The sequence below is a fragment of the Nocardioides sp. YJ-D4 genome (assembly GCF_054031495.1).
In genome coordinates, this window is sequence record NZ_CM132932.1 from 5,229,230 (window position 1) to 5,254,053 (window position 24,824).

Annotated in this window: 19 protein-coding genes and 1 pseudogene; 16 read left to right on the top strand and 4 right to left on the bottom strand. The window is 68.7% G+C overall.

Annotation, left to right across the window (positions count from 1 at the left end; all coding sequences use genetic code 11):
• Positions 1 to 31 precede the first annotated feature (31 nt).
• From ACW14X_RS24985 to mobF, 14 genes are all read left to right on the top strand, one after another.
• Complete coding sequence (locus tag ACW14X_RS24985) at positions 32 to 991, top strand: NAD(P)H-dependent flavin oxidoreductase (protein WP_457163699.1); 960 nt, start codon at positions 32 to 34, stop codon at positions 989 to 991.
• 30 nt (positions 992 to 1,021) lie between these two features.
• On the top strand, positions 1,022 to 2,590 hold the full coding sequence (locus tag ACW14X_RS24990) for an AMP-binding protein (protein WP_457163700.1): 1,569 nt from the start codon (positions 1,022 to 1,024) through the stop codon (positions 2,588 to 2,590).
• Positions 2,587 to 4,179, top strand: coding sequence for an acyl-CoA carboxylase subunit beta (locus tag ACW14X_RS24995; RefSeq protein WP_457163701.1), 1,593 nt, complete (start codon positions 2,587 to 2,589; stop codon positions 4,177 to 4,179). The genes ACW14X_RS24990 and ACW14X_RS24995 overlap by 4 nt, the downstream gene beginning before the upstream one ends.
• A 10-nt stretch (positions 4,180 to 4,189) precedes the next feature.
• Entirely contained in the window at positions 4,190 to 6,196 is a 2,007-nt protein-coding gene (locus ACW14X_RS25000; RefSeq protein ID WP_457163702.1) for an acetyl/propionyl/methylcrotonyl-CoA carboxylase subunit alpha, read from the top strand.
• Positions 6,189 to 6,977, top strand: coding sequence for an enoyl-CoA hydratase/isomerase family protein (locus ACW14X_RS25005; protein WP_457163703.1), 789 nt, complete (start codon positions 6,189 to 6,191; stop codon positions 6,975 to 6,977). The genes ACW14X_RS25000 and ACW14X_RS25005 overlap by 8 nt, the downstream gene beginning before the upstream one ends.
• On the top strand, positions 6,974 to 7,801 hold the full coding sequence (locus ACW14X_RS25010) for a TIGR03084 family metal-binding protein (RefSeq protein ID WP_457163704.1): 828 nt from the start codon (positions 6,974 to 6,976) through the stop codon (positions 7,799 to 7,801). Before ACW14X_RS25005 ends, ACW14X_RS25010 begins: the two co-directional genes overlap by 4 nt.
• Positions 7,798 to 9,654 (top strand): acyclic terpene utilization AtuA family protein, encoded by a 1,857-nt coding sequence (locus ACW14X_RS25015; RefSeq protein WP_457163705.1) that lies wholly within the window; start codon positions 7,798 to 7,800, stop codon positions 9,652 to 9,654. The genes ACW14X_RS25010 and ACW14X_RS25015 overlap by 4 nt, the downstream gene beginning before the upstream one ends.
• Positions 9,642 to 10,328 carry a TetR/AcrR family transcriptional regulator gene (locus tag ACW14X_RS25020; protein ID WP_457163706.1) on the top strand — a complete coding sequence of 229 codons (687 nt, stop codon included), beginning with the start codon at positions 9,642 to 9,644 and terminating at the stop codon, positions 10,326 to 10,328. Before ACW14X_RS25015 ends, ACW14X_RS25020 begins: the two co-directional genes overlap by 13 nt.
• Before the next feature lie 66 nt (positions 10,329 to 10,394).
• Positions 10,395 to 11,600, top strand: a complete 1,206-nt coding sequence (locus ACW14X_RS25025; RefSeq protein WP_457163707.1) for an acetyl-CoA C-acetyltransferase — start codon at positions 10,395 to 10,397, stop codon at positions 11,598 to 11,600.
• Between the two features lie 42 nt (positions 11,601 to 11,642).
• Entirely contained in the window at positions 11,643 to 13,796 is a 2,154-nt protein-coding gene (locus ACW14X_RS25030; protein ID WP_457163708.1) for a 3-hydroxyacyl-CoA dehydrogenase NAD-binding domain-containing protein, read from the top strand.
• Complete coding sequence (locus ACW14X_RS25035; RefSeq protein WP_457163709.1) at positions 13,786 to 14,829, top strand: TIGR03617 family F420-dependent LLM class oxidoreductase; 1,044 nt, start codon at positions 13,786 to 13,788, stop codon at positions 14,827 to 14,829. Before ACW14X_RS25030 ends, ACW14X_RS25035 begins: the two co-directional genes overlap by 11 nt.
• On the top strand, positions 14,829 to 15,980 hold the full coding sequence (locus tag ACW14X_RS25040) for an acyl-CoA dehydrogenase family protein (protein ID WP_457163710.1): 1,152 nt from the start codon (positions 14,829 to 14,831) through the stop codon (positions 15,978 to 15,980). Before ACW14X_RS25035 ends, ACW14X_RS25040 begins: the two co-directional genes overlap by 1 nt.
• Positions 15,981 to 16,008: 28 nt before the next feature.
• Positions 16,009 to 17,637 (top strand): AMP-binding protein, encoded by a 1,629-nt coding sequence (locus tag ACW14X_RS25045; protein WP_457163711.1) that lies wholly within the window; start codon positions 16,009 to 16,011, stop codon positions 17,635 to 17,637.
• Between the two features lie 391 nt (positions 17,638 to 18,028).
• Positions 18,029 to 20,671, top strand: coding sequence for a MobF family relaxase (gene mobF / locus ACW14X_RS25050; RefSeq protein WP_457163712.1), 2,643 nt, complete (start codon positions 18,029 to 18,031; stop codon positions 20,669 to 20,671).
• Positions 20,672 to 20,674: 3 nt separating this feature from the next.
• Here the strand turns inward: mobF and ACW14X_RS25055 are convergent, their stop codons facing one another.
• From ACW14X_RS25055 to ACW14X_RS25070, 4 genes and pseudogenes are all read right to left on the bottom strand, one after another.
• Positions 20,675 to 21,433, bottom strand: coding sequence for a prevent-host-death protein (locus ACW14X_RS25055; protein WP_457163713.1), 759 nt, complete (start codon positions 21,431 to 21,433; stop codon positions 20,675 to 20,677).
• Complete coding sequence (locus tag ACW14X_RS25060) at positions 21,423 to 22,433, bottom strand: transcriptional regulator (RefSeq protein ID WP_457163714.1); 1,011 nt, start codon at positions 22,431 to 22,433, stop codon at positions 21,423 to 21,425. Before ACW14X_RS25060 ends, ACW14X_RS25055 begins: the two co-directional genes overlap by 11 nt.
• A gap of 69 nt (positions 22,434 to 22,502) precedes the next feature.
• On the bottom strand, positions 22,503 to 22,931 hold the full coding sequence (locus ACW14X_RS25065) for a hypothetical protein (protein ID WP_457166091.1): 429 nt from the start codon (positions 22,929 to 22,931) through the stop codon (positions 22,503 to 22,505).
• A gap of 72 nt (positions 22,932 to 23,003) precedes the next feature.
• Positions 23,004 to 23,249 (bottom strand): annotated as a pseudogene (locus ACW14X_RS25070) (helix-turn-helix domain-containing protein); the annotation flags it as partial.
• A 64-nt stretch (positions 23,250 to 23,313) separates the two neighbouring features.
• On the opposite strand from ACW14X_RS25070, the gene ACW14X_RS25075 reads away from it, so the two are divergent.
• Complete coding sequence (locus ACW14X_RS25075) at positions 23,314 to 23,541, top strand: helix-turn-helix domain-containing protein (RefSeq protein ID WP_457163715.1); 228 nt, start codon at positions 23,314 to 23,316, stop codon at positions 23,539 to 23,541.
• Positions 23,542 to 23,640: 99 nt separating this feature from the next.
• On the top strand, positions 23,641 to 24,801 hold the full coding sequence (locus ACW14X_RS25080) for a tyrosine-type recombinase/integrase (RefSeq protein ID WP_457163716.1): 1,161 nt from the start codon (positions 23,641 to 23,643) through the stop codon (positions 24,799 to 24,801).
• Positions 24,802 to 24,824 lie beyond the last annotated feature (23 nt).

Genomic DNA, 24,824 nt, shown 5'->3' on the forward strand with positions numbered 1-24,824 from the left:
AGTGTGGCCAACAGGCTGAGAGGAAACGACAGTGGCGTTGACCGAGTGGACCGACCGCCTACGCATCCCAGCCATCGCCGCCCCGATGACCGACGTGTCCGGGCCCGACTTGGTGGCCGAGGCGTGCTGCGCCGGAGTCGTAGGCGCGTTTCCGAGCCACAACGCGGCGAGCTCGTCGGAGCTGGAGCGGTGGCTCGCGGAGATCAACGAGCGACGCGCACACGTGGGCACGGGCACCCAGGCCGCGCCGGTCGCCGTCAACCTGGTCGTGCATCCCACGAACAGTCGGCTCGACTCCGACCTGCGTGCGGTGCTGAGCGGCGGTGTCGAGGTCGTGATCACCAGCGTCGGATCCCCCAGGTCGATCGTCGGCCCGCTCCATGACGCTGGGGTGACGGTCCTCGCAGACGTCGCGAGCATCCACCACGCGCGTCGTGCGATCGATGCCGGTGTGGATGGGGTCGTGCTACTCACCGCCGGTGCCGGAGGGCAGACGGGATGGGCCAACGCGTTCGCGTTCACCCGGGCCGTACGGGGCGAGTTCGACGGGATGGTGGTGCTCGCTGGTGGGGTGAGCGACGGAGCCGGGATTCTGGCTGCGCGTGTGCTCGGCGCCGACCTGGCCTATCTCGGGACTCGCTTCATCGCGACCATGGAGAGCCTCGCGCCCGCGGCGTACCGGGCCGGAGTCGTCGCTGCGTCGCTGGACGACGTCACGACGACCACGCAGGTCACCGGGCTCGCCGCCAACGTGCTCTCGGAATGGCTGCGCGGCGTGGATCCGGCCACGGGGGGCGGGCAGGAGAGCGAGGCGGGCTTCTCGGTGGACCGGCTCCTGTCCCAACGCGGGGTGTGGGCGGCGGGCCACTCCGTCTCGGGAACCGATCGTGTGCTGCCCGTGGCCGAGCTGGTTGCGCTGCTGGACCGCGAACTGCGCGAGGCGCGGTCGCGCTTGTTCGCGGCGGCATTCACCCAAGTCGAGAACGACTGAGTCAGAACCGGAAACTGGAGGTCAAACATCATGTGGGGAACACTTCCCGAAGTCTTCGACCGGGTGTGCGCGAGCTACCCGGACCGCACCGCGATCCTGGACGGCGACCGGTCACTCACCTACCGTGAGATGCACGAGCTCGCGAACCGCATCGCCAACGGGCTCGGCTCGATGGGCGTAGCGAGCGGTGAGCGGGTCGGGCTGCTCCTGCCGAACACGCTGGAGTTCATTCCTGTGCAACACGGCGTCTGGAAAGCGGGCGCCGTGCTGGTGCAGATGCCGACGCGTGCCGCGGCGAGCGTGCACCGTACGAACCTGGAGCAGACCAACGCTACGACGCTGATCTATCACTCCGACTTCGACTCGGTCGCCGAGGAGCTCGCCGGCAGCCTGCCGGGGCTCAAGAAGCTGATCCGGGTGGCTCCCAGCGCAACTGAGGGCGGGCCCGCGGGGTCGGTCGATCTCACCGAGATGACCGGGACGCAGCCGGCGACACCTCCGGACGTCGTCGTGCAGGAGCACGACGAAGCGTACGTCCTGTTCACGTCGGGCAGCACGGGCGACCCGAAGGGCGTCGTGAACTCGCACTTCACTTGGGCGCACTACAGCATCACCGCCGGCCTGGAGATCGGAGACACCCGGCCGGGTGAGATCTTCGCGCACGGCGCCCCGCTGACGCACTTCACCCAGGTCTTCGTGATGCCGACGTTCATCCGTGGGGGCACCAACGTGATGCTCCCCGGTCTCGACGTGGACGTGCTGCTCAGCTCGATCGAGAAGTATCAGGTGACCGCGACGGCCCTGGTTCCGACGATCGTCTACCTGCTGCTCGACCACCCGCGCCGGGCCGACGCCGACCTGTCGAGCCTGCGCACCGCGGTGTACGCCGGCGCCCCGATCGCACCCGACCGGCTCAAGGAGGCGCTGGACGCCTTCGGCCCGATCTTCGTCCAGACCTATGCCGGCACCGAGCCGGGCTACATCTCGGTGCTGCGCAAGGAGGACCACCGAGTCGACAGCGACGAGGCGGTCCGGAGGCTGGCGTCGGCCGGCCGGCCGATCCCGTACGTCGGGGTCAGCATCCAGGACGTGAACGACGCTCCGCTTCCGGCCGGCGAGGTCGGGGAGATCTGCTCCAAGCAGCTCGGCCAGATGCTCGGGTACGTCGACGCGTCCCGCAACGCCGAGGCGCTGCGCGATGGGTGGGTTCACACCGGCGACATCGGCTACCTCGACGACGACGGCTACCTCTTCATCGTCGACCGTAAGAAGGACATGGTCATCAGCGGCGGGTTCAACGTGTTCCCGCGGCAGGTCGAGGACGCGTTGCTCACCCACCCCGCGGTCGCGCAGGCGGCCGTGATCGGCGTACCGCACCCGAAGTGGGGCGAAGCGGTCCACGCCTTCGTCGTGCTCAGGCAAGGAGCCGAGGCTGCCCCCGAGGAGCTGATGTCAGTCGTCAAGAAGGAGCTCGGCAGCGTGTCCGCGCCGAAGACCATCGACTTCCTCGAGAGCCTTCCTGTCAACCCGGCCGGAAAGCTGGACAAGAAGACCCTTCGAGCGCCCTTCTGGTCGGGACGCGACAGGCAGGTCGGATGATGACGTCGACAGCAACCACCGGCGACACCACGTTCGACGAGAACCGTCGCGCGCATCTGGCAGCCATCGCGGAGCTGGACGAGCAGCTCGACCTCGTCCGACAAGGCGGGGGAGAGCGCTACGCCGAGCGACACCACAAGCGTGGACGTCTGCTGGTCCGCGAGCGTCTCGAGCTGCTCCTGGACCGTGACACCCACTTCCTCGAGCTGTCGTCGCTGGCGGCATGGGGCAGTGCGTTCACCGTCGGGGCCAGCATCCTGACCGGCATCGGTGTCGTGTCCGGCGTCGAGTGCATGATCATCGCCCACGACCCGACGGTGCGCGGTGGCGCGATGAATCCGTTCACGCTCAAGAAGAACCTGCGTGCGCTCGACATCGCCAGGATCAACCGACTTCCCGTGGTCTATCTCGTCGAGTCGGGCGGTGCGGACCTGCCCACCCAGTCCGACCTCTTCGTCGATGCGGGCAAGATCTTCCAGAAGCTCACCCAGCTCTCGGCCGAGGGCATCGCCACCATCGCACTGGTCTTCGGCAACTCGACCGCAGGCGGTGCCTACGTGCCGGGGATGTGCGACTACGCGGTCTTCGTCGACGGCCAGGCCAAGGTCTTCCTCGGCGGGCCGCCGCTGGTCAAGATGGCGACCGGCGAGGACGCCGACGACGAGTCCCTCGGCGGCGCCCGGATGCACTCCGAAGTCTCGGGTGTCTCCGACCAGTTCGCCGTCGACGAGCCCGATGCGATCCGCATCGGCCGCCAGATCGTGGCTGACCTCGGCTGGCGCAAGCTCGGGCCAGGTCCGAGCCTCCCGGCCGACCCACCGAAGTACGATGCCGAGGAGCTGCTCGGCATCATGCCGGCCGACTTCCGGGTCCCCGTCGACCCGCGTGACATCCTCGCCCGGATCGTGGACGGCTCGCGCTTCAGCGAGTACAAACCTCGCTACGGGACCAGTCTGGTGACTGGCTGGGCCTCGGTGCACGGGTTCCCGATCGGCGTGCTGGCCAACCACCGTGGCGTCCTGTTCAGCGACGAGGCCAAGAAGGCGACCGAGTTCATCCTGCTCGCCAACCAGAGCGACACGCCGCTGCTGTTCCTGCAGAACACCACCGGCTACATGGTGGGCACGGCGTACGAGCAGGGCGGGATCATCAAGGACGGCGCGAAGATGATCAACGCGGTCGCCAACTCCACCGTCCCACACATCACGATCAACATCGGAGCATCGTTCGGCGCGGGGAACTACGGGATGTCGGGTCGTGCCTACGACCCGCGCCTGATGTTCGCCTGGGTCGGCGCACGGCTCGCGGTGATGGGCGCGGCGCAGCTTGCTGGGGTGCTCTCCATCGTCGGTCGGCAGGCGGCCGAGTCCAGTGGCCGTCCCTTCGACGAGGCCGCCGACGAGCAGCGCCGCCACGAGATCGAGGAGCAGATCGAGAACGAGTCGCACTCGTTCTTCACCAGCGCACGGATCTACGACGACGGGGTCATCGACCCCCGCGACACCCGCAGCGTCCTCGGTGTGGCGCTGTCCGCGATCCATTCACAGCGCGTCGAGGGCCGTCGTGGCTTCGGCGTCTTCCGGATGTAGGAGCAGGCCGATGCCAAGGATCAAGAAACTGCTCGTCGCGAACCGCGGCGAGATCGCCACCCGGGTGATCAGGTCCGCGCGCGAGCGTGACGTCGATACGGTCGCCGTCTACTCCGAGCCCGATGCCGACGCCACCTTCGTCCATGCCGCCGACCAGGCGGTTCCCCTTCTCGGCGCCTCACCCGCGGAGACGTACCTGCGGGCCGACCTGGTGATCGCGGCGGCGAGGCATGTCGGCGCGGACGCAGTCCACCCGGGCTACGGCTTCCTCTCCGAGAACGCCGACTTCGCCGAGGCGTGTGCCGAGGCCGGCATCACCTTCATCGGACCACCCCCGGCCGCGATTCGGGCGATGGGCTCGAAGACAGCCGCCAAGCAGCTGATGGCGGAGGCCGGCGTCCCGGTGCTTCCCGGGATCGTGATCGACGAGTACGAGGAGTTCGGTGCGGATCTCGCCGAGCGTGCCGCCGGCGATATCGGCTTCCCGCTGCTGGTGAAGGCGGCGTACGGCGGTGGCGGCCGTGGCATGCGGATCGTCGAGTCGGCCGACGAGCTCGAATCGACCGTGGCCGCGGCGAGACGAGAGGCCGTCAGCGCCTTCGGGAACGGCGCGGTCTTCCTCGAACGCCTGGTCATCCGGCCGCGGCACATCGAGGTGCAGGTCTTCGCCGACTCCCAGGGGCAGGTCGTACACCTCTTCGAGCGCGAGTGTTCGATCCAGCGGCGCTACCAGAAGATCATCGAGGAGGCACCGTCTCCCGTCGTCGACGAGGAGCTCCGTTCGGAGCTCGGTGCGGCCGCGGTGGCCGCGGCGAAGGCGATCGGGTATGTCGGGGCAGGCACCGTCGAGTTCGTGATGGACCCCAGCGGTGAGTTCTACTTCCTGGAGGTCAACACCCGACTCCAGGTGGAGCACCCGGTCACCGAGCTCGTCACCGGGCTCGACCTGGTCGGGCTGCAGATCGCCGTTGCCGAGGGTGAGCCGTTGCCGCGCAGCGTGACCGAGGCGCGACTCAGCGGCCATGCGATCGAGGCGCGACTCTATGCCGAGGACGTTGCCGCCGGCTACCTGCCCGCCACCGGCGACCTGCACCTCTTCGAGGTGCCGCAGCTTCCCGGGCTCCGGGTCGACTCAGGGGTCCGCTCGGGAAGCCAGGTGAGCGTCCACTACGACCCGATGCTCGCCAAGGTCATCGCGTACGGAGCCACCCGCTCCGAGGCCGCTCGGCTACTGTCGCGGGCGCTCTCGGAGGCACGCGTCCACGGTGTGGTGACCAACCGGGATCTGCTGGTCGGCGTGCTGCGTGAAGACGAGTTCCTCGCAGGCCAGATCGACACGGGCTATCTCGAGCGGCACTCTGCGGCCGACCTGATGGCCGCCGACCCGAATCGCGACCAGATCCACGCCGCCGCGGTGGCGCTGGCCGACCAGGCGGCTCGCCGGGCGGCCGTGGCGGAGCTGCCCGGCCTTCCGTCGGGTTGGCGCAACGTACCGAACGCTCCGCAGTGGGCCTCCTACGCGCCTGCCTCGGCCGGTGATCAGGACGCGGAGCTCTCGGTTTCGTACCGGATCACGGGCTCATCGGCCGACGTCACCGTCGCCGGCGTGCCTCTGGGGAACGTGGTGCTGCACTCGTGCACCCGCGACCAGGTCGACCTCGTCGTCGATGGCACCCGCCACCGCGTGCTGGTCGCGCGAGCCGGTGACGAGCGCTTCGCGGACTCTCGCCTGGGCGCAAGCCACTTCATCGAACTGCCCCGCTTCCCGGACGCCGCCGACGAGGCAGCGGCTGGGTCGTTGCTGGCGCCGATGCCCGGCACCGTGGTCCGGGTCGAGGTCGAGGCAGGTGCCAGCGTCGAGACCGGCGAGGTCCTCGTCGTCCTCGAGGCGATGAAGATGGAGCACGCCGTCCGGGCCCCGCAGGGCGGCGTCGTGGCCGAGGTCAAGGTGGCCGCGGGCGACACCGTCGACCAGGGCACCCTGCTCGCGGTCGTGAAGGAGGCCGAGGGTGACTGAGATCATCAGCTCCGAGTCGGTCGACGGACAAGTCCGCTACGAGCTCGAGGACGGCGTCGCGTGGGTGCGGATGGACCGACCCGAGGCGCGCAACGCGCTCAACAAGCGGGTCCGGGACGGCCTGCACGCCGCCGTGAAGCGGTTCAACTCCGACGAGGAGGCCAAGGTCCTGGTACTGACCGGAGAGGGATCGGCGTTCTGCGCCGGCGGGGACTTGAAGGAGATGGCCGAGACCGCCCTCCAAGTGCCGCCGGTTGACTTCGTCCCGCAGTTCGGCCGCACCATACCGGTCCTGAAGCCGACGATCGCCGCGGTGAACGGTCTCGCCCTCGCCGGAGGCTTCCTGCTGGCGCAGAACTGCGACCTGTGCGTGGCGGGGGAGTCGGCGAGGTTCGGCATCACCGAGGTCAAGGTGGGCCGCGGTGCGCCGTGGGCGGCGCCCCTGCCGTGGCTCATCCCGCCCCGGGCTGCCATGGAGATCCTGCTGACCGGCGACCTCGTCGACGCGGCGAGGGCCGAGCGGCTGGGTCTGGTCAACCGTGTGGTGCCCGATGCCGACCTGCACGACTTCGTGCAGGCGCTCGCCCGGCGGATCGCCGAGAACGCTCCGCTCTCGGTGCAGGCCGGCAAGCAGACCGCCCGCCTGGTCGCCGAGCTGCCGCTCTCGGAGGCGTACGAGCGCGCCGAGCGCATCTGGGAGCCGGTCTACCTCAGCCGCGACGCGCAGGAAGGGCCCCGCGCGTTCCGAGAAAAGCGAGCCCCACAGTGGGAGGGACGATGACGATGTCGGACAAGGCAGCCGCATTGGCAGGAATCTGTGCCGACCTGAAGGCCGAGGGGGACACTCTGCTCGAGACGCTCCGGGGTCTCGATGACGACGACTGGGGGCGGGACACGCCGGCGGAAGGTTGGACCGTCCGCGATCAGGTCACTCACCTGGCGTTCTTCGATGACGCCACGGTCCTCGCCCTACGCGACCGGGCGGGCTTCCTCGCTCAGCGCGAGGAGCTCCTCGCGCTGGGGCCGAGATTCCCGGACGTGGTGGCCGAGCGGGCCGGCTCGATGGCGCCGGATCAGTGCCTGGACTGGCTGCGGCGATCGCGGGCCGAGCTGCTCGAGGCCTACGACGACGCCGACCCTTCGGTACGACTGCCCTGGTACGGCCCGGACATGGGCGTGCTGTCGTCGGCGACCGGCCGCCTGATGGAGACCTGGGCACACGGCCAGGACGTTCGGGACAGCTTCGGCATCCCGCCGGTGTCGACGCCGCGGCTGCGGCACATCGCCGACATCGGAGTACGCACGTACGCCTTCAGCTTCCAGCTGCACGGCCGCGACGTTCCGACGGCGCCGGTCAGGGTCGAGCTCGCGGGCCCGGACGGGAGCGCGTGGGCCTGGGGGCCTGAGGACGCGGACGATGTCGTCGCCGGTCCGGCCCTCGACTTCTGTCTCGTGGTCACCCAGCGGCGCAACGTCCTCGACACCGGCCTGACGGTCACCGGGGGCGCGGCACAGGCCTGGATGCAGGTCGCCCAGGCGTTCGCCGGGCGACCCACCGACCCCAGACCGGCAGGCCACCTCGCCACCCAGGGGGTGGCACGATGACCGCGCCCAGGCGCCCCGTGCGGATCGGGAACGCGTCCGGCTTCTATGGCGACCGTGCGGCCGCGATGCGGGAGATGGTCACCGAGGGACCTCTCGACGTCGTGACCGGCGACTACCTCGCCGAGCTCACGATGCTCATTCTGTGGAAGGCACGAAAGAAGGATCCGACGGCCGGATACGCCCGCACCTTCCTGGCGCAGATGGAGGAGGTCCTGGGAGGGGCGTTGGACCGTGGCGTACGCATCGTCACGAACGCCGGCGGCCTGAACCCAGCGGGGCTTGCCGAGAGGCTCGGTGAGCTTGCCGAGAGGCTCGGTCTGGCTCCCAGGATCGCCTGGATCGAAGGCGACGATCTCTCGACGCGTGTCGAAGACCTCCTGGCGGCGGGGCACGACCTCAAGCACCTGGACACCGGACGGCCGCTGGCTGACGCAGGGGTTCGACCGGCGACCGCCAACGCCTACCTGGGCGGTTGGGGGATCACAGAGGCCCTTCGCGCAGGGGCAGATATCGTGGTGTGCCCGCGTGTCACCGACGCCTCGCTCGTCGTCGGCCCTGCGGCCTGGTGGCACGACTGGAGCCCTGGCGACTACGACGCTATCGCCGGAGCCGTCGCAGCGGGGCACGTGATCGAGTGCGGTCCGCAGGCCACGGGCGGCAACTACCCATGGCCCGAGGAGATCGTCTCGCCCGGCTACCCCGGATACCCGATCGCCGAGGTCGCCGCCGACGGCTCTGCCGTCATCACCAAGCACCCAGATACCGGGGGAGTGGTCTCGGTGGGAACCGTGACCGCGCAGCTGCTCTACGAGATCGCCGGCCCGGACTACCCCAACCCGGACGTCGTGGCTCGCTTCGACACCGTGCGCCTGAGCCAGGAAGCACCCGACCGAGTGCTGATGAGCGGGACGAAGGGTGCCGCCCCGTCGGGGCTGCTCAAGGTCGCCCTCAACTACGTCGGCGGACACCGCAACACGATGACCTTGGTCATCACCGGGCTCGACGTCGAGGCCAAGGCAGCGGCGGCCGAGGTGATGCTCTTCGACATCCTGGGGGGCAAGGAGCAGTACGACGAGGTCGACGTGCGGCTGATCCGATCCGACAGGCCCGACGCACCGACGAACGCGGAGGCCCAGGCACACCTCCGGATCACGGTCAAGAGCCACGATCGCGACGTCGTCGGACGCAGGTTCTCCAACGCGGTCATGGAGCTCTTCCTCGGCGGGTATGCCGGATTCCATGCCACGACACCGCCCACCGACGCCACCGAGTTCGGCGTCTACTGGCCAGCGCTGCTACCGGCCGAGACCGTGACCCAGACCCTGCACCTCGCCGATGGTCCCGTCGCCGAGATCCCGCACGCGGCTCCGCCGTCCCCGTCCACACCGGAGTCGTACTCGGCACGGCCTTCGGCCGCGAGCGGGCCGAGCGCGCAGACGGGGCCGACCGGTCCCGCCGAGGCGACGGTCAGAGCACCGCTCGGCGCCGTCGCCGGAGCTCGCTCGGGGGACAAGGGCGGCAACGCCAACGTCGGCATCTGGGTACGCACCGACGAGGAGTACGCCTGGCTCGAGGCGCACCTGAGCATCGACGAGTTCCGTCGACTGCTTCCCGAGGCCGACTCCCTCCCCGTGCATCGCTACGAGCTGCCCAACCTGCGTGCGCTCAACTTCGTCGTGGTCGGTCTGCTGGGCAACGGGGTCGCCGACGCCACCAGGCCAGATCCGCAGGCCAAAGGTCTGGGCGAGTACGTCCGCTCGAGGCTCACCGACATTCCCGAGGTGTTCGTCACCGCCCGTGCCGCGCAAGAGGAACCACAACGACCAGGAGGAGGAGCACCATGGCCGGAGTAGCAGCGAGCGAGTGGCGTGGCGCCGACCCGCTCGACCCGAGGCGTACGCTGCATGGCGTGCCGAGCCCCGAGACCGCGCCTGGGCCACGGCGAGGTCCACGTACCCGGGACCCTGCCCGCAAGCAGCGCATCCTCGCCGCGGCGGCGGACCTCATGGCGACCAACGGCTACCACGCCGTCTCCATGGAGGACATCGGGTCGGCGGTCGGGATCACGGCATCGGCGATCTACCGCCACTACGGCAGCAAGAACGCCGTGCTCGTGGCGATGTTCGAGTCCGTCATCGACGGTCTCCTGGCGCAGGGACAGCAGCTGGCCGCCGACCACGGCGCCGACCCCTTGCACGCACTCACCCAGCTGATCGAGGGCCAGATCGACTTCGTCGTCGGGCAGCGCGAGGTCGCCCAGGTCTACTTCCGCGAGATCGCCAACTTGCCCGATGACGACCGTCGCGGCCTGCGCCGCAAGCAGCGCCTCTACCTGGAGGAGTGGGTCCATCTGCTCCTCGAGCTGCGATCCGACCTGGACGACACCTCGGCGCGGGCGATCGTGCACTGCGCGATCGGCGCCATCCAGTCGACCCTGCAGCACTCCGCCGGCCTGCCTGAGCCCCGTCTGCGGGCTCTGCTCGGGGCGTCAGCACTGGCCGTACTGACCTCCGCACCCTCGAACTGACTCGCCCCGCCCCATCGGGGCCAAACCTCGCGCCGGCCACCGTTCCGGCAACTCAGGAGATCCCTAATGAGCACTGCTTTCATCTATGAGTCCATCCGCACACCACGAGGCAAGGTCAAGCGTGGCGCGCTCAACGCCACCAAGCCTGTCGACCTCGGGGTCGGTCTCGTCAACGAGCTGCGGGACCGACTGCCCGGTCTCGACTCCTCCTACATCGACGACCTGATCCTCGGCGTCGTCTCGCCGATCGGTGAGCAGGGCGGTGACCTGCCAAAGGCCGTCGCCCAGGTGGCCGGGCTCTCCGAGACCGTCGCCGGCGTTCAGGTCAACCGCTACTGCGCATCGGGTCTCGAGGCGACCAACCTCGCCGCGGCGAAGGTCGCCTCCGGCTGGGACCGGCTCGTGCTGGCCGGAGGGATCGAGTCGATGTCCCGCGTGCCCATGCTCTCCGACGGCGGGCCGCTGTTCAATGATCCGACCACGACCTACGACGAGTACTTCGTGCCCCAGGGCATCGGCGCTGACCTGATCGCCACCATGGAGGGCTTCAGCCGCGAGGACGTCGATGCGTACGCCGCCGAGTCCCAGCAGCGCGCCGAGAACGCCTGGACCAACGGCTACTTCAAGCGATCGCTCGTCCCAGTCGTCGACCAGAACGGCGTGCTCGTCCTCGATCAGGACGAGCACCGCCGACCCGGCTCCACCGTCGAGAGCCTTGGCACTCTCAAGCCGTCGTTCGAAGGCCCCGGCAAGCTCGGCTTCGACGCCGTCGCGCTGCAGAAGTACCACTGGGTGGAGCGGATCGACCACGTCCACACCGGGGGCAACTCCTCCGGCATCGTCGACGGCGCCGCGCTGGTCCTGGTCGGCAACGAGCAGGCAGGCAAGGACTTGGGGCTGGAGCCCCGCGGCCGGATCGTCGCGACGGCGATCACCAGTTCGGAGCCGACCATCATGCTGACCGGGCCCCGCCCGGCGACGGAGAAGGTCCTGGCGACGGCCGGCTTGACCCTGGACGACATCGACCTCTTCGAGCTCAACGAGGCCTTCGCCTCGGTGGTGCTCAAGTGGATGAGTGACCTGCACATCCCGCACGAGAAGGTCAACGTCAACGGCGGCGCCATCGCCATGGGCCACCCGCTCGGGGCAACCGGCGCGATGCTCGTCTCCACCATCCTCGACGAGCTCGAGCGCCGCGGACTACGGCGAGGCCTCGTCACGCTGTGCGTCGGCGGCGGCATGGGCATCGCCACGATCGTCGAGCGCCTGTGAACCGTGTCCGAGCCGAACTACGCCCGCACTGAAGGAGCCCCAATGAACCAGACCACCATCATCGGCTGGCAGCGCGACGAGGACGGCATCGTGACCCTCACGATGGACGATCCCGCCGGCTCGGCCAACACCCTGTCCGAGGCGTTCGTCGCCGAGCTGGTCGACACCGTCGCGCGGCTCCAGAGCGAGCGCGACGACATCACCGGCGTCATCCTCACCTCGGCGAAGCGGACCTTCTTCGCCGGAGGCAATCTCAACGAGATCGTCCGGCTCGAGCCCGAGGACGCCACCCGGTTCACGGCACATCTGGACCTGATCAAGACCCAGCTGCGCTCATTGGAGACACTCGGGCGGCCGGTCGTCGCCGCGATCAACGGCGCCGCCCTGGGCGGCGGCCTCGAGCTCGCCCTCGCCACCCACCACCGTGTCGCTGTGGGCGGCCGGAACGTGCGCATCGGACTGCCCGAGGTCGGCCTCGGTCTGCTTCCCGCCCTCGGTGGCGTCACCCGGACCGTTCGGCACCTCGGCGTCACCACTGCACTGGACAAGATCCTTCTCTCGGGCAGGGCCTACACCGCCGAGCAGGCGGCTGACCTCGGCCTCGTCGACGAAGTCGTCCCGACCGCAGAGGAGCTCGTGCCTGCCGCGAAGCGGTGGATCGCACAGAATCCCGATGCCGCGCAGCCATGGGACCGCAAGGGCTTCGCCGTCCCGGGAGGTACGCCCTCCAGTGGCCCGCTCACCGGCCAGCTGGCGTTGCTCTCGGCCGGCCTGCGCGCCCGCACCCATGGCTCCCCGGCGCCGGCCGAGCGGGCCATCCTCGCCGCCGCGGTCGAGGGGTCGGGGCTCGATCTGGAGACAGCTACCAAGGTCGAGTCGCGCTACTTCGTCGAGATCGCGACCGCGCAGATCGCCAAGAACCGGATCAACCTCACCTTCTTCGACACGCAGGCGATCAGGGCCGGAGCGAGCCGTCCGGAGGGCGAGCCTGCGTTCACCTCGTCCCGGCTCGGCGTCGTCGGTGCCGGGATGATGGGCGCCGGCATCGCCAACGCCGCGGCGAAGGCGGGTATCGAGGTCGTCCTCGTCGACGTGTCCCGCGAGGGGGCAGAGAAGGGCAAGGCCTACTCGGCGAAGCTCGAGACCAAGGCCGTCGACTCCGGGCGCCGCACCCAGGCCGACGCCGATGCGCTCCTGGGCCGCATCCACCCCAGCGACTCGGTCGACGACCTCGCCGACGTCGACTTCGTCATCGAGGCGGTCTTCGAGAACGCCGAGCTCAAGGCCGACGTCTTCGCTCGCGTCGAGAAGGTCGTCGGCCGCGACTGCGTCCTGGGGTCGAACACCTCCACTCTCCCGATCGGCTCGCTGGCCGCCGCGGTGAGCCGGCCCGAGGACTTCGTCGGGGTGCACTTCTTCTCCCCCGTGGACCGGATGGACCTCGTCGAGATCATCAAGGGGGAGAAGACCTCGCCGCGGACACTGGCCCGTGCCTTCGATCTCGTCCGGCAGCTCGGCAAGACGCCGATCGTCGTCAACGACAGCCGTGGCTTCTTCACCAGCCGAGTGATCATCGCCCGCCTGAACGAGGCTGTGGCCATGGTCGGGGAAGGCGTCGCGCCCGCGAGCATCGAGCAGGCATCGCTCCAGGCCGGCTACCCGGCCGGTGCCCTGCAGCTGCTCGACGAGCTCACCCTCACCCTGCCGCGGGCCGTGCGTGAGGAGGCCAAGGCCGCCGCGGCCGAGGCGGGCCACGTGTGGCAGCCACACCCCAGTCATGACGTGTTCGACCGCCTCATCGACGAGCACGGTCGCGCCGGCCGTGCCGCGGGGGCCGGGTTCTACGACTACGAGTCCGGTCGGCGCACCGGCTTGTGGCCCGGACTCGCGGAGGTGTATCCCGTGGCGGAGGACCAGCCGCCCCTTCGTGACCTCGTCGAGAGACTGCTCTTCGCCGAGGCACTGGAGGCGTGGCAGGCGTACACCACCGGCGTCATCACCCAGCAGGCCGACGCCAACGTCGGCTCACTGCTCGGCATCGGGTTCCCAGCCTGGACCGGTGGCGTGCTGCGCTACCTGGAGCAGTACGACGGAGGGATCGCCGGTTTCGGCCGCCGGGCTGACGAGCTGGCCGAGTCGTATGGTGAGCGCTTCCGTCCTCCGGCCTCGCTCGTGGAGGCGGGCCATGCGGATTGACGCCAACATCGGTGGCAGCGTCGACGGAACCGAGGGCGCGGCGTACGCCGAGCTCGTCGACCAGGTCCGCGACGTGGAAGCGGTCGGATACTCCGGTGTGTGGTCCACCGAGGTGGCCCGCGACCCGTTCTTCCCGCTGCTCCTGGCTGCCGAGCACAACGAGAGCCTGACCATCGGCACCGGCATCGCCGTGGCCTTCGCGCGCTCCCCGATGACGATGGCCGCAGCGGCCTACGACCTCCAGGCATTCAGCAGAGGGCGGTTCGTCCTGGGCCTGGGATCGCAGGTGCGGGCACACATCGAACGCCGGTTCAGCATGCCGTGGTCGGAGCCGGCGGCCCGGATGGCGGAGTTCATCGGGGCGCTTCGTGCGATCTGGGCGAGCTGGCTCGACGGGGAGCGACTCCAGTTCGAGGGGCGCTTCTACCGACACACCCTGATGACCCCCATGTTCACCCCGCCACGTCATCCCTGGGGCCCTCCGCCGATCATGCTCGCGGCCGTCGGGCATGCGATGACGAAGGTGGCGGCCACCCGCGCTGACGGTCTGATCGTGCACGGGTTCACGACCGAGCGCTATCTGCGCGAGGTGACCGTGCCACTGGTGGAGCAGAGCCTGCGGGAGTCCGGCCGGAAGCGGTCGGAGTTCACCGTCATCTACCCGGGCCTGGTGGCGACCGGGAGCGACGACGCCCAGCTCGAGAAGGCCACCACGGCCGTACGCAAGCAGCTCGCCTTCTACGGCTCGACGCCTGCCTACAGCAGCGTCCTGGATCTGCATGGCTGGGGCGACCTTCACGCCGAGCTGCACGCCCTCTCCGTCCGCGGGGAATGGGACACCATGACCGGTCTGATCGATGACGACGTACTCACGGCCCTCGCCGTCGTCGGGTCTCCGGAGGAGGCAGGCGCCGAGATCCACCGGCGCTACGGCGATCTGGCGGACCGGTTCACCCTCTCCTCGCCGTACCCGATCCCCGTCGAGACCCAGGGGCGGCTCGTGGCCGCCGCTCGCGCCACCCAGGAGGCCTGATGGACTTCACCATCACCGAGGAGCATCGCGCACTGCGAGAGGCGGTGAGCGCGATCAGCCGCGAGTTCGGCAACGGCTACTACACCCAGAAGGCCGAGGCCCGGGAGTTCACTCTCGAGCTGTGGGAGGCCCTGGGCAAGCACGGCTTCGTCGGCGTCAACATCCCCGAGGAGTACGGTGGCGGAGGAGGTGGACTCGTCGAGCTGGCCATCGTCTGCGAGGAGACGGCGGCCGCGGGATCCCCGCTGCTCCTCCTCCTGGTGGCGAGTGCGATCAGCGGCGAGGTGATCAGCACCTTCGGCACGCCTGAGCAGCGCCAGGAGTGGCTGCCCAGGCTCGCGTCCGGGGCGGGACGTGTGGTCTTCGCCATCACCGAGCCCGACGCCGGCTCCAACACCCACCGGATCTCGACCGCTGCGGTCAAGGACGGCGACGGCTACGTGCTGCGCGGCCAGAAGCACTTCATCTCGGGGATCGATGTCGCCGACGCCGTGCTGGTGGTGGCTCGCACGGGCACCGACGAGCGCGGGGACGCCGAGCTCTCGCTCTTCGTCGTGGACACCGACGCCCCGGGCCTGACCGCCCAACCGCTCCCGGTCGCCGTGGCACTTCCGGAGAGGCAGTACACCCTCTTCCTCGACGACGTGCACGTCTCCGCGGACCGGCTCATCGGCACCGAGGGCGCCGGCTTCAAGCAGGTCTTCCACGGCCTGAACCCCGAGCGGGTCACCGGCGCGGCCCTGCTCGTCGGCATCGGCCGCTACGCCCTCGCCCAGGCCGCCGACTACGCCAACCAGCGCCAGGTCTGGGACGTGCCCATCGGATCCCACCAAGGCGTCTCCCACGCGCTGGCGAAGGCCAAGATCGAGGTGGAGGCGGCCGCCCTCGTCACCGCCAAGGCGGCCTGGCTGCACGACCAGGGGCTGCCCGCCGGCGAAGCGTCCAACATGGCCAAGTATCTCGCCGCCGAGGCCGCGCTGTCCGCACTCGATGCCGCGATCCAGTGCCACGGCGGCAACGGTGTGGCCAGCGAGTACGGCCTGATCCCGCTGTGGGGCCTGGCCCGCCTGCTCCGGATCGCGCCGGTCAATCGGGAGATGATCCTCAACTTCGTGGCCCAGCACTCACTGGGTCTGCCCCGCAGCTACTGAAGTCTCCACCCGCACAGGAGGTACGACGATGGCGTCGTCAGCACAAGATCTCGGTCGCAACCTCATCCAGCGTGTCAACGTCGGTGACAGCCTGACCCGGGCCGCCGCCCGGTACCCCGACCGGCTGGCGCTGGTCGACGGCGAAAGGCGCCTCGACTATCGCGAGCTCAACGCCCTAGTCAACCGGTTCGCCCACGGTCTCGTCGCCGCCGGATATGCGCGCGGGGATGCCCTCGCCCTCGCCTCCGGGAACAGCATCGAGTTCCTGGTGACGTACTACGCCTGCGCGAAGCTCGGCGTCGTCTGTGTGCCGATCAACCTCGGCTGGCGCACCGACGAGATCTCCTATGTCCTGGGCCACAGCCGCGCTCGCGGCATCGTCATCGAGCGACAGCTGATCCCGAGCATTGCCGAGGCGGTTGCCGAGCACCCGGCGGTGAGCCACGTCGTGATCGCGCCGGGAACGGACCCCAAGGTCGACCAGCCGGGCCATACCCTCGTCGGGGCCGTCGAGTTCGGGGACCTCGTGGCAGCGGGTGAGGAGTCGGAGCCGGAGGCGTACGTAGCGGACCGTGATCCGCTGAGCTACCTCTACACCAGCGGGACGACCTCGTTCCCCAAGGGCGTCGTCGGCAACCACACGGCGATCTATCTGGAGTCGATGTCGATGGCTCTGGAGGCACGGTTCGACGAGACCGACCGGTTCGTGTCGCTGATGCCGATGTTCCACACCGCCCAGCTGAACTGCCACTGCACCGCCGCCGTCATGGTGGGCGCATTGCTGTTCATCGAGCGGGGATTCGACGCCGGCCGGCTCCTGGACCTCATCGAGGCCGAGAAGATCACGCAGATCTTCGCTCTCCCGATGATGTACCGGCAGATGCTCGACCACCCCGACATCGACCGCCGGGACCTGTCCAGCCTGCGTCGGGCCCTCTACGCCATGGCGACGATGCCGGAGGCACAGCTACGTCGCTGCCTGGACGTCTTCGACTGCGACTTCTATCTGCTCTTCGGGCAGACGGAGATGAGCCCCACCGCGACGCTGTTCCGTCCCGAGCACCAGCTCAGCCACGCCGGCGCGGTCGGTACGCCGGTCGCCAACGTCCAGGTCGCCGTCATGGCCGAGGACGGCCGGCTGCTGCCCGCCGACGAGGACGGCGAGATCGTCTACCGCGGCCCACACACGCTCACCGGCTACCTCGACAACCCGGAGGCCACCGACGAGGCCTTCGCACACGGCTGGTTCCATTCCGGGGACGTCGGCCACTTCGGCGCCGACGGCGTCCTCTGGTTCACCGACCGCCGCAAGGATGTCATCAAGACCGGTGGTGAGAACGTCGCCTCGATCGAGGTGGAGAAGGCGCTCTACGCCGCCGACATGAATGTCGCCGAAGCCGTCGTGGTCGGCCTCCCGCACGAGCACTGGACAGAGGCGATCACCGCGTTGGTGGTGCCGGCGCCGGGCACGCACGTCGACCCGGACGTTTTGCTCCAGCAACTCCGCGGTCACCTCGACGCGTACAAGATCCCGAAGTCGATCGTGGTCGCCGACGAGCTGCCGAAGACCTCGACGGGGAAGATCCAGAAGAACGTCCTGCGGAAGGCCTACTCGCGTCTCTACGCGCAAGCTGGCGACCCGCAGAGTGACTCCTGAGGCTGCAGGCGCGCTACTTTCGGTCGCGGTCTCGAATGGGCACTTACGCCTTGGGTGCTCAGCCATGTGTGCCGGACGGATGGTTCGACGGCATCGCTGCCTCTCAGGTGGGAGCCGGTCGCCGAGGTTGTCGAGTCGCTCCGCTGCCCAAGGAGTCAGATGCCCCTTTGCAAGCGCCCGCACCTCGGGTTGGTCCAGGCGACCCGAAACCGATGACGGTTGCCAACGGTTCGTAGCGGCCTGGGTATCACTCACGCCGAGTGACGTCTAACAACCCGAAAGTCATCGGCACGCATGCTATCAAAGTCAGTGGGAAAGCCGCCTGCTGACCTGCGTTTATGTGGTTGTCGACGGTTGTTGACGGAGGGACTGATCGGGCGTGCATGGTGGGGTGAAGTTCTACACCGGGCGTGCGGTCGATGCGCGGCGCTATGTGGAGGCGGACAGCTTCGAGGCTGACGACTACTACTTGGGCGAGGGCTCGGGGGTGGCCGACCGCTATGTGGTTTCTGGTCGTCGGGTCGAGCGGGCGCCGGCGATGGATGCGGAGACGTACGAGCGGTGGGTCGGTGGTTTCGACATCAAGACTGGAGAGGCGAAGGGGCGGCTGCGTAAGGAGGGCGTGAAGTTCGTCGAGGTCACGGTGAACGGGCCGAAGTCGTGGTCGCTGGCCGCGGCGCTGCATCCCGATGTGTCAGTGGCGTACGACACGGCTCAGTGGCGCGCGGCGGAACAGATCCTGTCGTGGGTGGGGGAGCACGCGACGACGCGGGTCGGTCCGATGGGGCGGCAGGTGCAGGTGCCGGTAGAGGAGCTGGAGGCGGCGGTGGTGGCGCATCGTACGTCACGGGCAGGGGATCCGCACTGGCACCTGCATCTCCAGGTCAACGCTCGCGTGTGGGCGGCGGGGAAGTGGCGGGGACTGCACACGGTCGGGTTCCGGGAGAGCATCGCGGCGATCAACGGGATCGGGCATGCGGCGGTGATGACCGACCCGGGGTTCCGGTCTGCACTCGCTGCGCACGGCTATCACGTCGATCCGGTCTCCGGGGAGATCGTCGAGCTGGCGGCGCACGGCGAGGCGTTCTCGGCGCGGTCGAAGCAGATTGGGCACAACATCGATCGGTACGAGACCCGGTGGCGGGGTGAGCATCCGGGGGAGGAGCCGGGTCCGCGGCTGCGGCAGGCGTGGGATCGTCGGGCATGGGCGGATGAGCGGCCGGACAAGCTGGTGCCCACCTCCGGTGCGGCGTTGGAAGAGTACTGGCGCGACGAGCTGGCCGCCCTTGGATTCAGGGTGCCCCGACGCGGCGTCGAGCTGCTGACGCCGTGGCCCGGGATGCTCGACCGTGACGGGCTGGCCGCGGAGGCGCTGTGCCGGCTGGGTGGGCACCGGTCGGCGTGGAGCAGGGCTGACGCCCGCGGTGAGGCCGAACAGCTGATCGCGGAGAGCGGCATCGTGGTGGCTGCTGGTGTTCGGAGTGAGGTCGCGGAAGATCTGACAGCGCGGATCATCGCGTCGTCGGTGCCCCTGGCGGAGGGTGAAGCGGTGCCGGTTGACGTACGTGCGCTGACCTCGCCGCGAGTGCTTGCGGTCGAGCGACACCTCGTCCGTCGGTTCGGAGGACGTGCCGACGAGCGTGGGCGGCCGATGGATCTGCGACGCATCCAGGCATGGACGGCCGGGCTCGGGCCGGACCAGGCCGCGGCGGTGGCGCACCTGGTGGGCGAGGAGCCGCTGGTAGTGGTCGAGGGTGCAGCAGGTACTGGTAAGACTGCCGCGCTGGCCGCTGCGTGCTCCCTTCACCAGGCCCAGCGGCGGCGGATGATGGTCGTCTCACCGACGCTGAAGGGCGCGAAGGTCGCCGCCAGCCATATCGGCGTCCGCACGCATTCGGTCGCCGCGCTGCTGCGGGAGTACGGGTTCCGATGGGACGACCAGGGCCACTGGCGGCACGCCGAGGTCTCGCCGCGCCCGGGGGCCGGGCTGCAGCCGGGGGATCTGTTGGTGGTCGATGAGGCGGGCATGTTGGACCAGGACAGTGCGGTCGCGTTGGTGCAGATCGCCGACGCCACCGGTGTTCGGCTGGCGCTGATCGGCGACCGGCACCAGCTGCCTGCTGTCGGTCGGGGTGGCGTACTCGATCTGGCCTGTCGCTACGCTGCCGAGCATCACGTCGATCTGGACGGGGTGCGCCGGTTCGCCGATCCGGACTATGCCCAGCTCAGCCTCGACATGCGGGCCGGGAAGAATCCCGAGGCGGTCTTCGACCGGCTGCTCGCTCGTGAGGAGATCGTCGTTCATTCCTCCGAGGTCGAGCAGATCTCGGCGCTGGCTCAGATCGCGATCAACAGCGATGACCGGGTCGCGGTGGTCGCGGACACCCGTGAGCAGGTCGCGCGGATCAACGGCCTCGCTCATCGAGAACGCGCAACACCTCAGGGGCAGACCAAGGTCTTCGCGACCAGAGCGGGGGAGCGGATCACGGTCGGAGACCAGGTCGCGACCCGTCGCAACGACCCTGATGCCGACGTAGCCAACCGTGAGACCTGGACCGTCCAGGACGTACGCCGCGAGGGCATCGTCATCGAAGGCCAGTCTGGCCGCCGCCGCCTGTCCTGGGCCTATGCACAGGAGCATCTTGAGCTCGCTTACGCGACCACGACATACGGCGTCCAGGGCGAGACCGTCGCGGTCGCCCACGTCGCGGTCGGCACCCACACCAGCGCATCCTCGGCGTACGTCGGTATGTCCCGGGGACGCGACCACAACATCGCTCACTTGGTCGCCGACTCCGTCGACGATGCTCGACACCAATGGGTCCAATTCTTTAGTCGAGACCGTGCCGATCTCGGTCCAGCCCACGCTGCACAACGCGCGGCCGAAGACCTGGACCGCTACGGCTCCCTCGCGACGCGGCGAGTGTCGCGCAGGGGCGCTGCTTCTGCCCTTGAGCCTCGGCGCCCGGCGTACATGCTTGGACTTGATCGACCTTCGTCAGGTCCGTCGCAAGGTCCAGGGATCGGGATGTAGCAGTCAATCAGGCCGCTGCGCGGCGGAACCGAGAAGTTCGGCGACCAGGTCGAGGTCGTCGATGGTGATGTCGCGCCCTCCTGCTGCGTGGATCCAGCGAAGTGCCTGTTGACGGTTTCGGTCGAACCAGAGGTCGACGTGGAGGTGGATGTCGCGAGCGACGCTGTCCGCGACGCCAGCGATCTGCTGGAGCGCGGCGTTGCGGGTGGGTTCGTCAAAGGTGAGTCGGACGATGTCGAGCAGGTCGGTGCCCTGTTTCCCGACGGAGCGATTCATGACGGCCTGGAGTTTCATCGCGACCAGGGGACCTGGCTCGGCGACCGGAGTGGTGACCTCGATGCCCTGACCGTCGGGCCGTACGACCTCGATGGTCAGGGCAGTGGCGGAGTCGTTCGCCCATGCGTGGGCCGAGGCGTGCAGGCGATCGCCGGGGTCGTCGCTGGGTTGGTCGATCTCGACCTGGCGGACTTCGAGGACGTCGACCTTGACCGATCCGTACGGCGTCGGGAGCAGCACGGCGGCCGGCTCAACGGATTCCGCTCCCGCCGCTGCACGGAGCACCTCGAGCTGAGGAACCTCGCCGAGCAGGCGGTCGACCACGTCGAGGTCGACGGTTGCCCGATATGGGTTGGACAGGCGGGAGAGCACCGCGAGGCCACCTACGATCACGGGAGGCTGGCCGAGCAGCGTATGGACCTCGGTGACGCCCTGGACGACGGCCGTCATCGCGTCGCCTACGAAGGTGACGCGGCTACCAGACACGGGTCCACTCCTCCTCCGGTGTCCAGCTCTCCAGGATCTCGCGTCCACGGCCGGCGTCCTGGGCAAGGTCTAGGGCGACGAACAGCGGGTGCGCCAGCGGCCAGCCGAACAGCTCGGAGGCCGGCGAGACCCGTGGCATCACAGCACGAGGCACCGGAGCGACGCGCACAGTAGCGCGAACCTGCGACGTCGACTGCGCAGCGTTGAGCAGGGTCGTTGCGCGGCGAAGGACTGCCTGGTCAGGCACGAAGAAGTCCATCACCTGGCCTTTCCGGAACCCGATCGGAGCTCCGTATGCGGCAGCCGCGGCGGAGTCCGTCAGGGCCCATCCCGGCGCATCCCGGGCGGCGTCGAGACCAATCCGCAGAGCTCGCACCGTCGCGGGGTCATCCGTATCGGGGAGTGCTGCAAGCTGGGTACGTTGCGCGGGCCACCGTTCGGCAACGCGCCAGAACAGGTCGGAACCGTTGACTGTGTTCTTTGCGTCGACAAGGTGCTCGCTGCGCAGTGCGGCCAGGACGCTGGAGACCGTGCTGGGGGAGCGATCGAGTGAACGGGCCAACTCACGGACCGCGACCGGCCGTTTCGGCTCCATCAGCAGAGCTGTGGCTGTCTCGAGCCCCGCAGATCCGGCCAGCGCATCAGAGCGCTCGGTGGGCTCCTTGAGCGGCTGGATGCGGGTGTCGATCACGATTCCGGGCGCTCGCAGGGAGAGATGGCCGCGCAGGTCGAGATAGCCGGCGCCGGAAGCGGCCAGCATCCTTCGGGCACCGTCGGTGACTCTGTCGGCAACCACGAGAAGCGTCGTCTGGGACTCTTGCTTCTCGGCGATCAATCGTGCGGCGGCGTTCTCGTCGACCAGGACGCGCCTCTTGATGTGGATCCGTGTCGGCGAGTCGGCGGGACCGACGACAAGATCGACTGTGGAGATACCTGCGGGGACGCGCGCCTCCACGCCGATCTCGGCGAAGGCGTCGAGCACGAGCGCTTCGGTGTCCATGATTCGATGGTGCCATGGTGTTCGGTGTTCGATCAATACCGAACACCGAACGGGCACGGTGCATGATGCCTATCCCCAGGGATGCCCGTTGACGGGATCGACCCGACGTTGGCGACGCGGCGGTGGCTCGGGTGGCGGTGGAGGCAGCGGCTCGTAGCCGCGGATCTGGGCGCTCCGGGTGCCGTCCGGGTCGAGAACGCGTGCGAAGCCGAAGTCGAAGATATCGACGGTCTTGGCTGGGGTGGCGTGCGTGATCGCCGGGGTCCAGCACGTCCGGATCTCCTCGGGCAGGTCGAGCTCGTCCCAGAGGTCGACGAGCAGGGCGCCGTCGAGCCAGCGGAGCATCGATTGGGGGAGTCCCCAGCGGATCAGGATCTCGTACGCCCGGGCACGGTCGGCGCGGTCGCTCAGGTCCCAGTCGGTCTGGCTGGTGTGGTTGACCATGTCGGGCACGCGGAGGATGACGAAGCAGGTGGGCGGCCCGACGTTCCACAGCATGTTCGGGACCCAGAACGGTTCGATGCCGGGCGAGGTGCGTTCTTCGAAATCGACGTGGGTCCGGACCGAGAGCTCGAGGCCGGTGGCGTGAAGGATTCGCTCGGCGACTTTGAGGGCCGGAGACTTCGCGCCACGTTCGTACGCCGACAGCGTGGCCTGGGACGTGCCAGCCCGCTCGGCGAGCTCGGCCTGGGAGAGGCCGGCAACCCGTCGGGCCGCCTGAAGAAGTCTGGTTCCCTCGATCGAGCCAGCATATCTGATCAGATGTACACACCCGATCAGATCTAAAACGGGGGTCCGCCGGGGACCCCTGCGCACCTACCTCCTGCACACGAGAGCCGCTGCCATCCGGGCAGCGGTCATCGATGACAGGAGATGAACGATGACCGTGACTCAGACCCCGTTCTCCGAGCGGGACGCCGAAGAGATCCTCACCTTCACCGAGGCCGCCGAGATCCTGCGTACGTCCGAGAACACCCTGCGCTGGTGGCGCCAGCGTCGGACCGGGCCGAGGTTCTTCAAGATCGGGCGCAGGCTGGTCACCACCGTCGGCGACCTGCGCACCTTCATGCGGGAGCAGCGCCAAGCGGCGACGCCGCTGATCCGGTGACCACCGGCGGGTAGGCGTCACCTCGAACGACTGTTCGGGACGACGCCTACCCTGAGGGACATGGATGAGAATGCACATCACGAGGAGAGCGGGTGAGCAATGGCCACGATCCGCAAGCACACCGCCCGGTGGACGACCAAGGACGGCGAGGCCAAGACCACGGTCCGCTGGCGCGCGGTCTACGTCGACCGCGCCGGTGAGGAGCACGTCAGACACTTCGACCGAAAGACCGAGGGCCAGGACTGGATTGACGAGCAGACCGCTGGCCTGGTCCGGGGTGACTGGGTCAACCCCGAGCTCGGCAAACAGTCCTTCAAGACGTACGCCGAAGCCTGGCGTGCCCGACAGGTCCATGCCGAGACGACCAGGACGACCTTCGAGATCGCCCTCAACGCCCACATCTATCCGAAGATCGGCGACTGGCGGATCGACTCGATCCGACAGGCCGACATCCAGGAGCTGGTCGCCAAGTGGTCGGCCACCGCGGCACCGACCACCGTGCACCTGCGCTACGGAGTGCTCGCCATCGTCATGAAGGCTGCCGCGAAGGAGCGTGTCTTGGCCGGGTCTCCATGCGAGGGCACCCGCCTGCCACGCCTGGATCCCAAGTCGGCGCTGGTGCCGATCACGACAGATATCGTCAAGGAACTGACCGAGACGATCTACCCGCGCTACAAGAACCTGGTCACCGTCCTGGCCGGCACCGGGATGCGCCGCGGCGAGATCCTCGGGCTGACGGTGGACAGGGTCTCGAAGGACTTCAACACCATCCGCGTCGACCGCCAGCTGCGAACGACCGAGCCGACCTGGAAACCGCCGAAGACCCCGTCGAGCGTGCGGACCATGGCTGTGCCCGATGTCGTTCTCGAGGCTATCGAGGACCAGGAGAAAACCTATGGCGTCCACAAGAGCGGCCTGATCTTCACCAACTCCTCGGGCAACCCGATCGGCAAGAGCACCCTCTGGATGGCGTGGAACACCGCGACGAAGAAGGTCAAGACCGACGCCACGCCCCACGACCTGCGGCACTACTTCGCCTCGATGCACATCCGAGCCGGCACCTCGATCAAGGCCCTCCAGGCGCTCCTCGGCCACAAGAACGCCGCCGAGACCTGGGACACCTACGGCCACCTGATCGGCGACGAGGACGAGACCGTCCGGGCCGTTCTCCAAGCGGCGCTCGGAGATGGTCCGACGCTCCGGTCTGTGCCCAATCCCAATCCTGCTTTACTTCCAGACCGGACAGTAACCGGACAGTAGAGCACCCTGAAAAGGAAAATGCC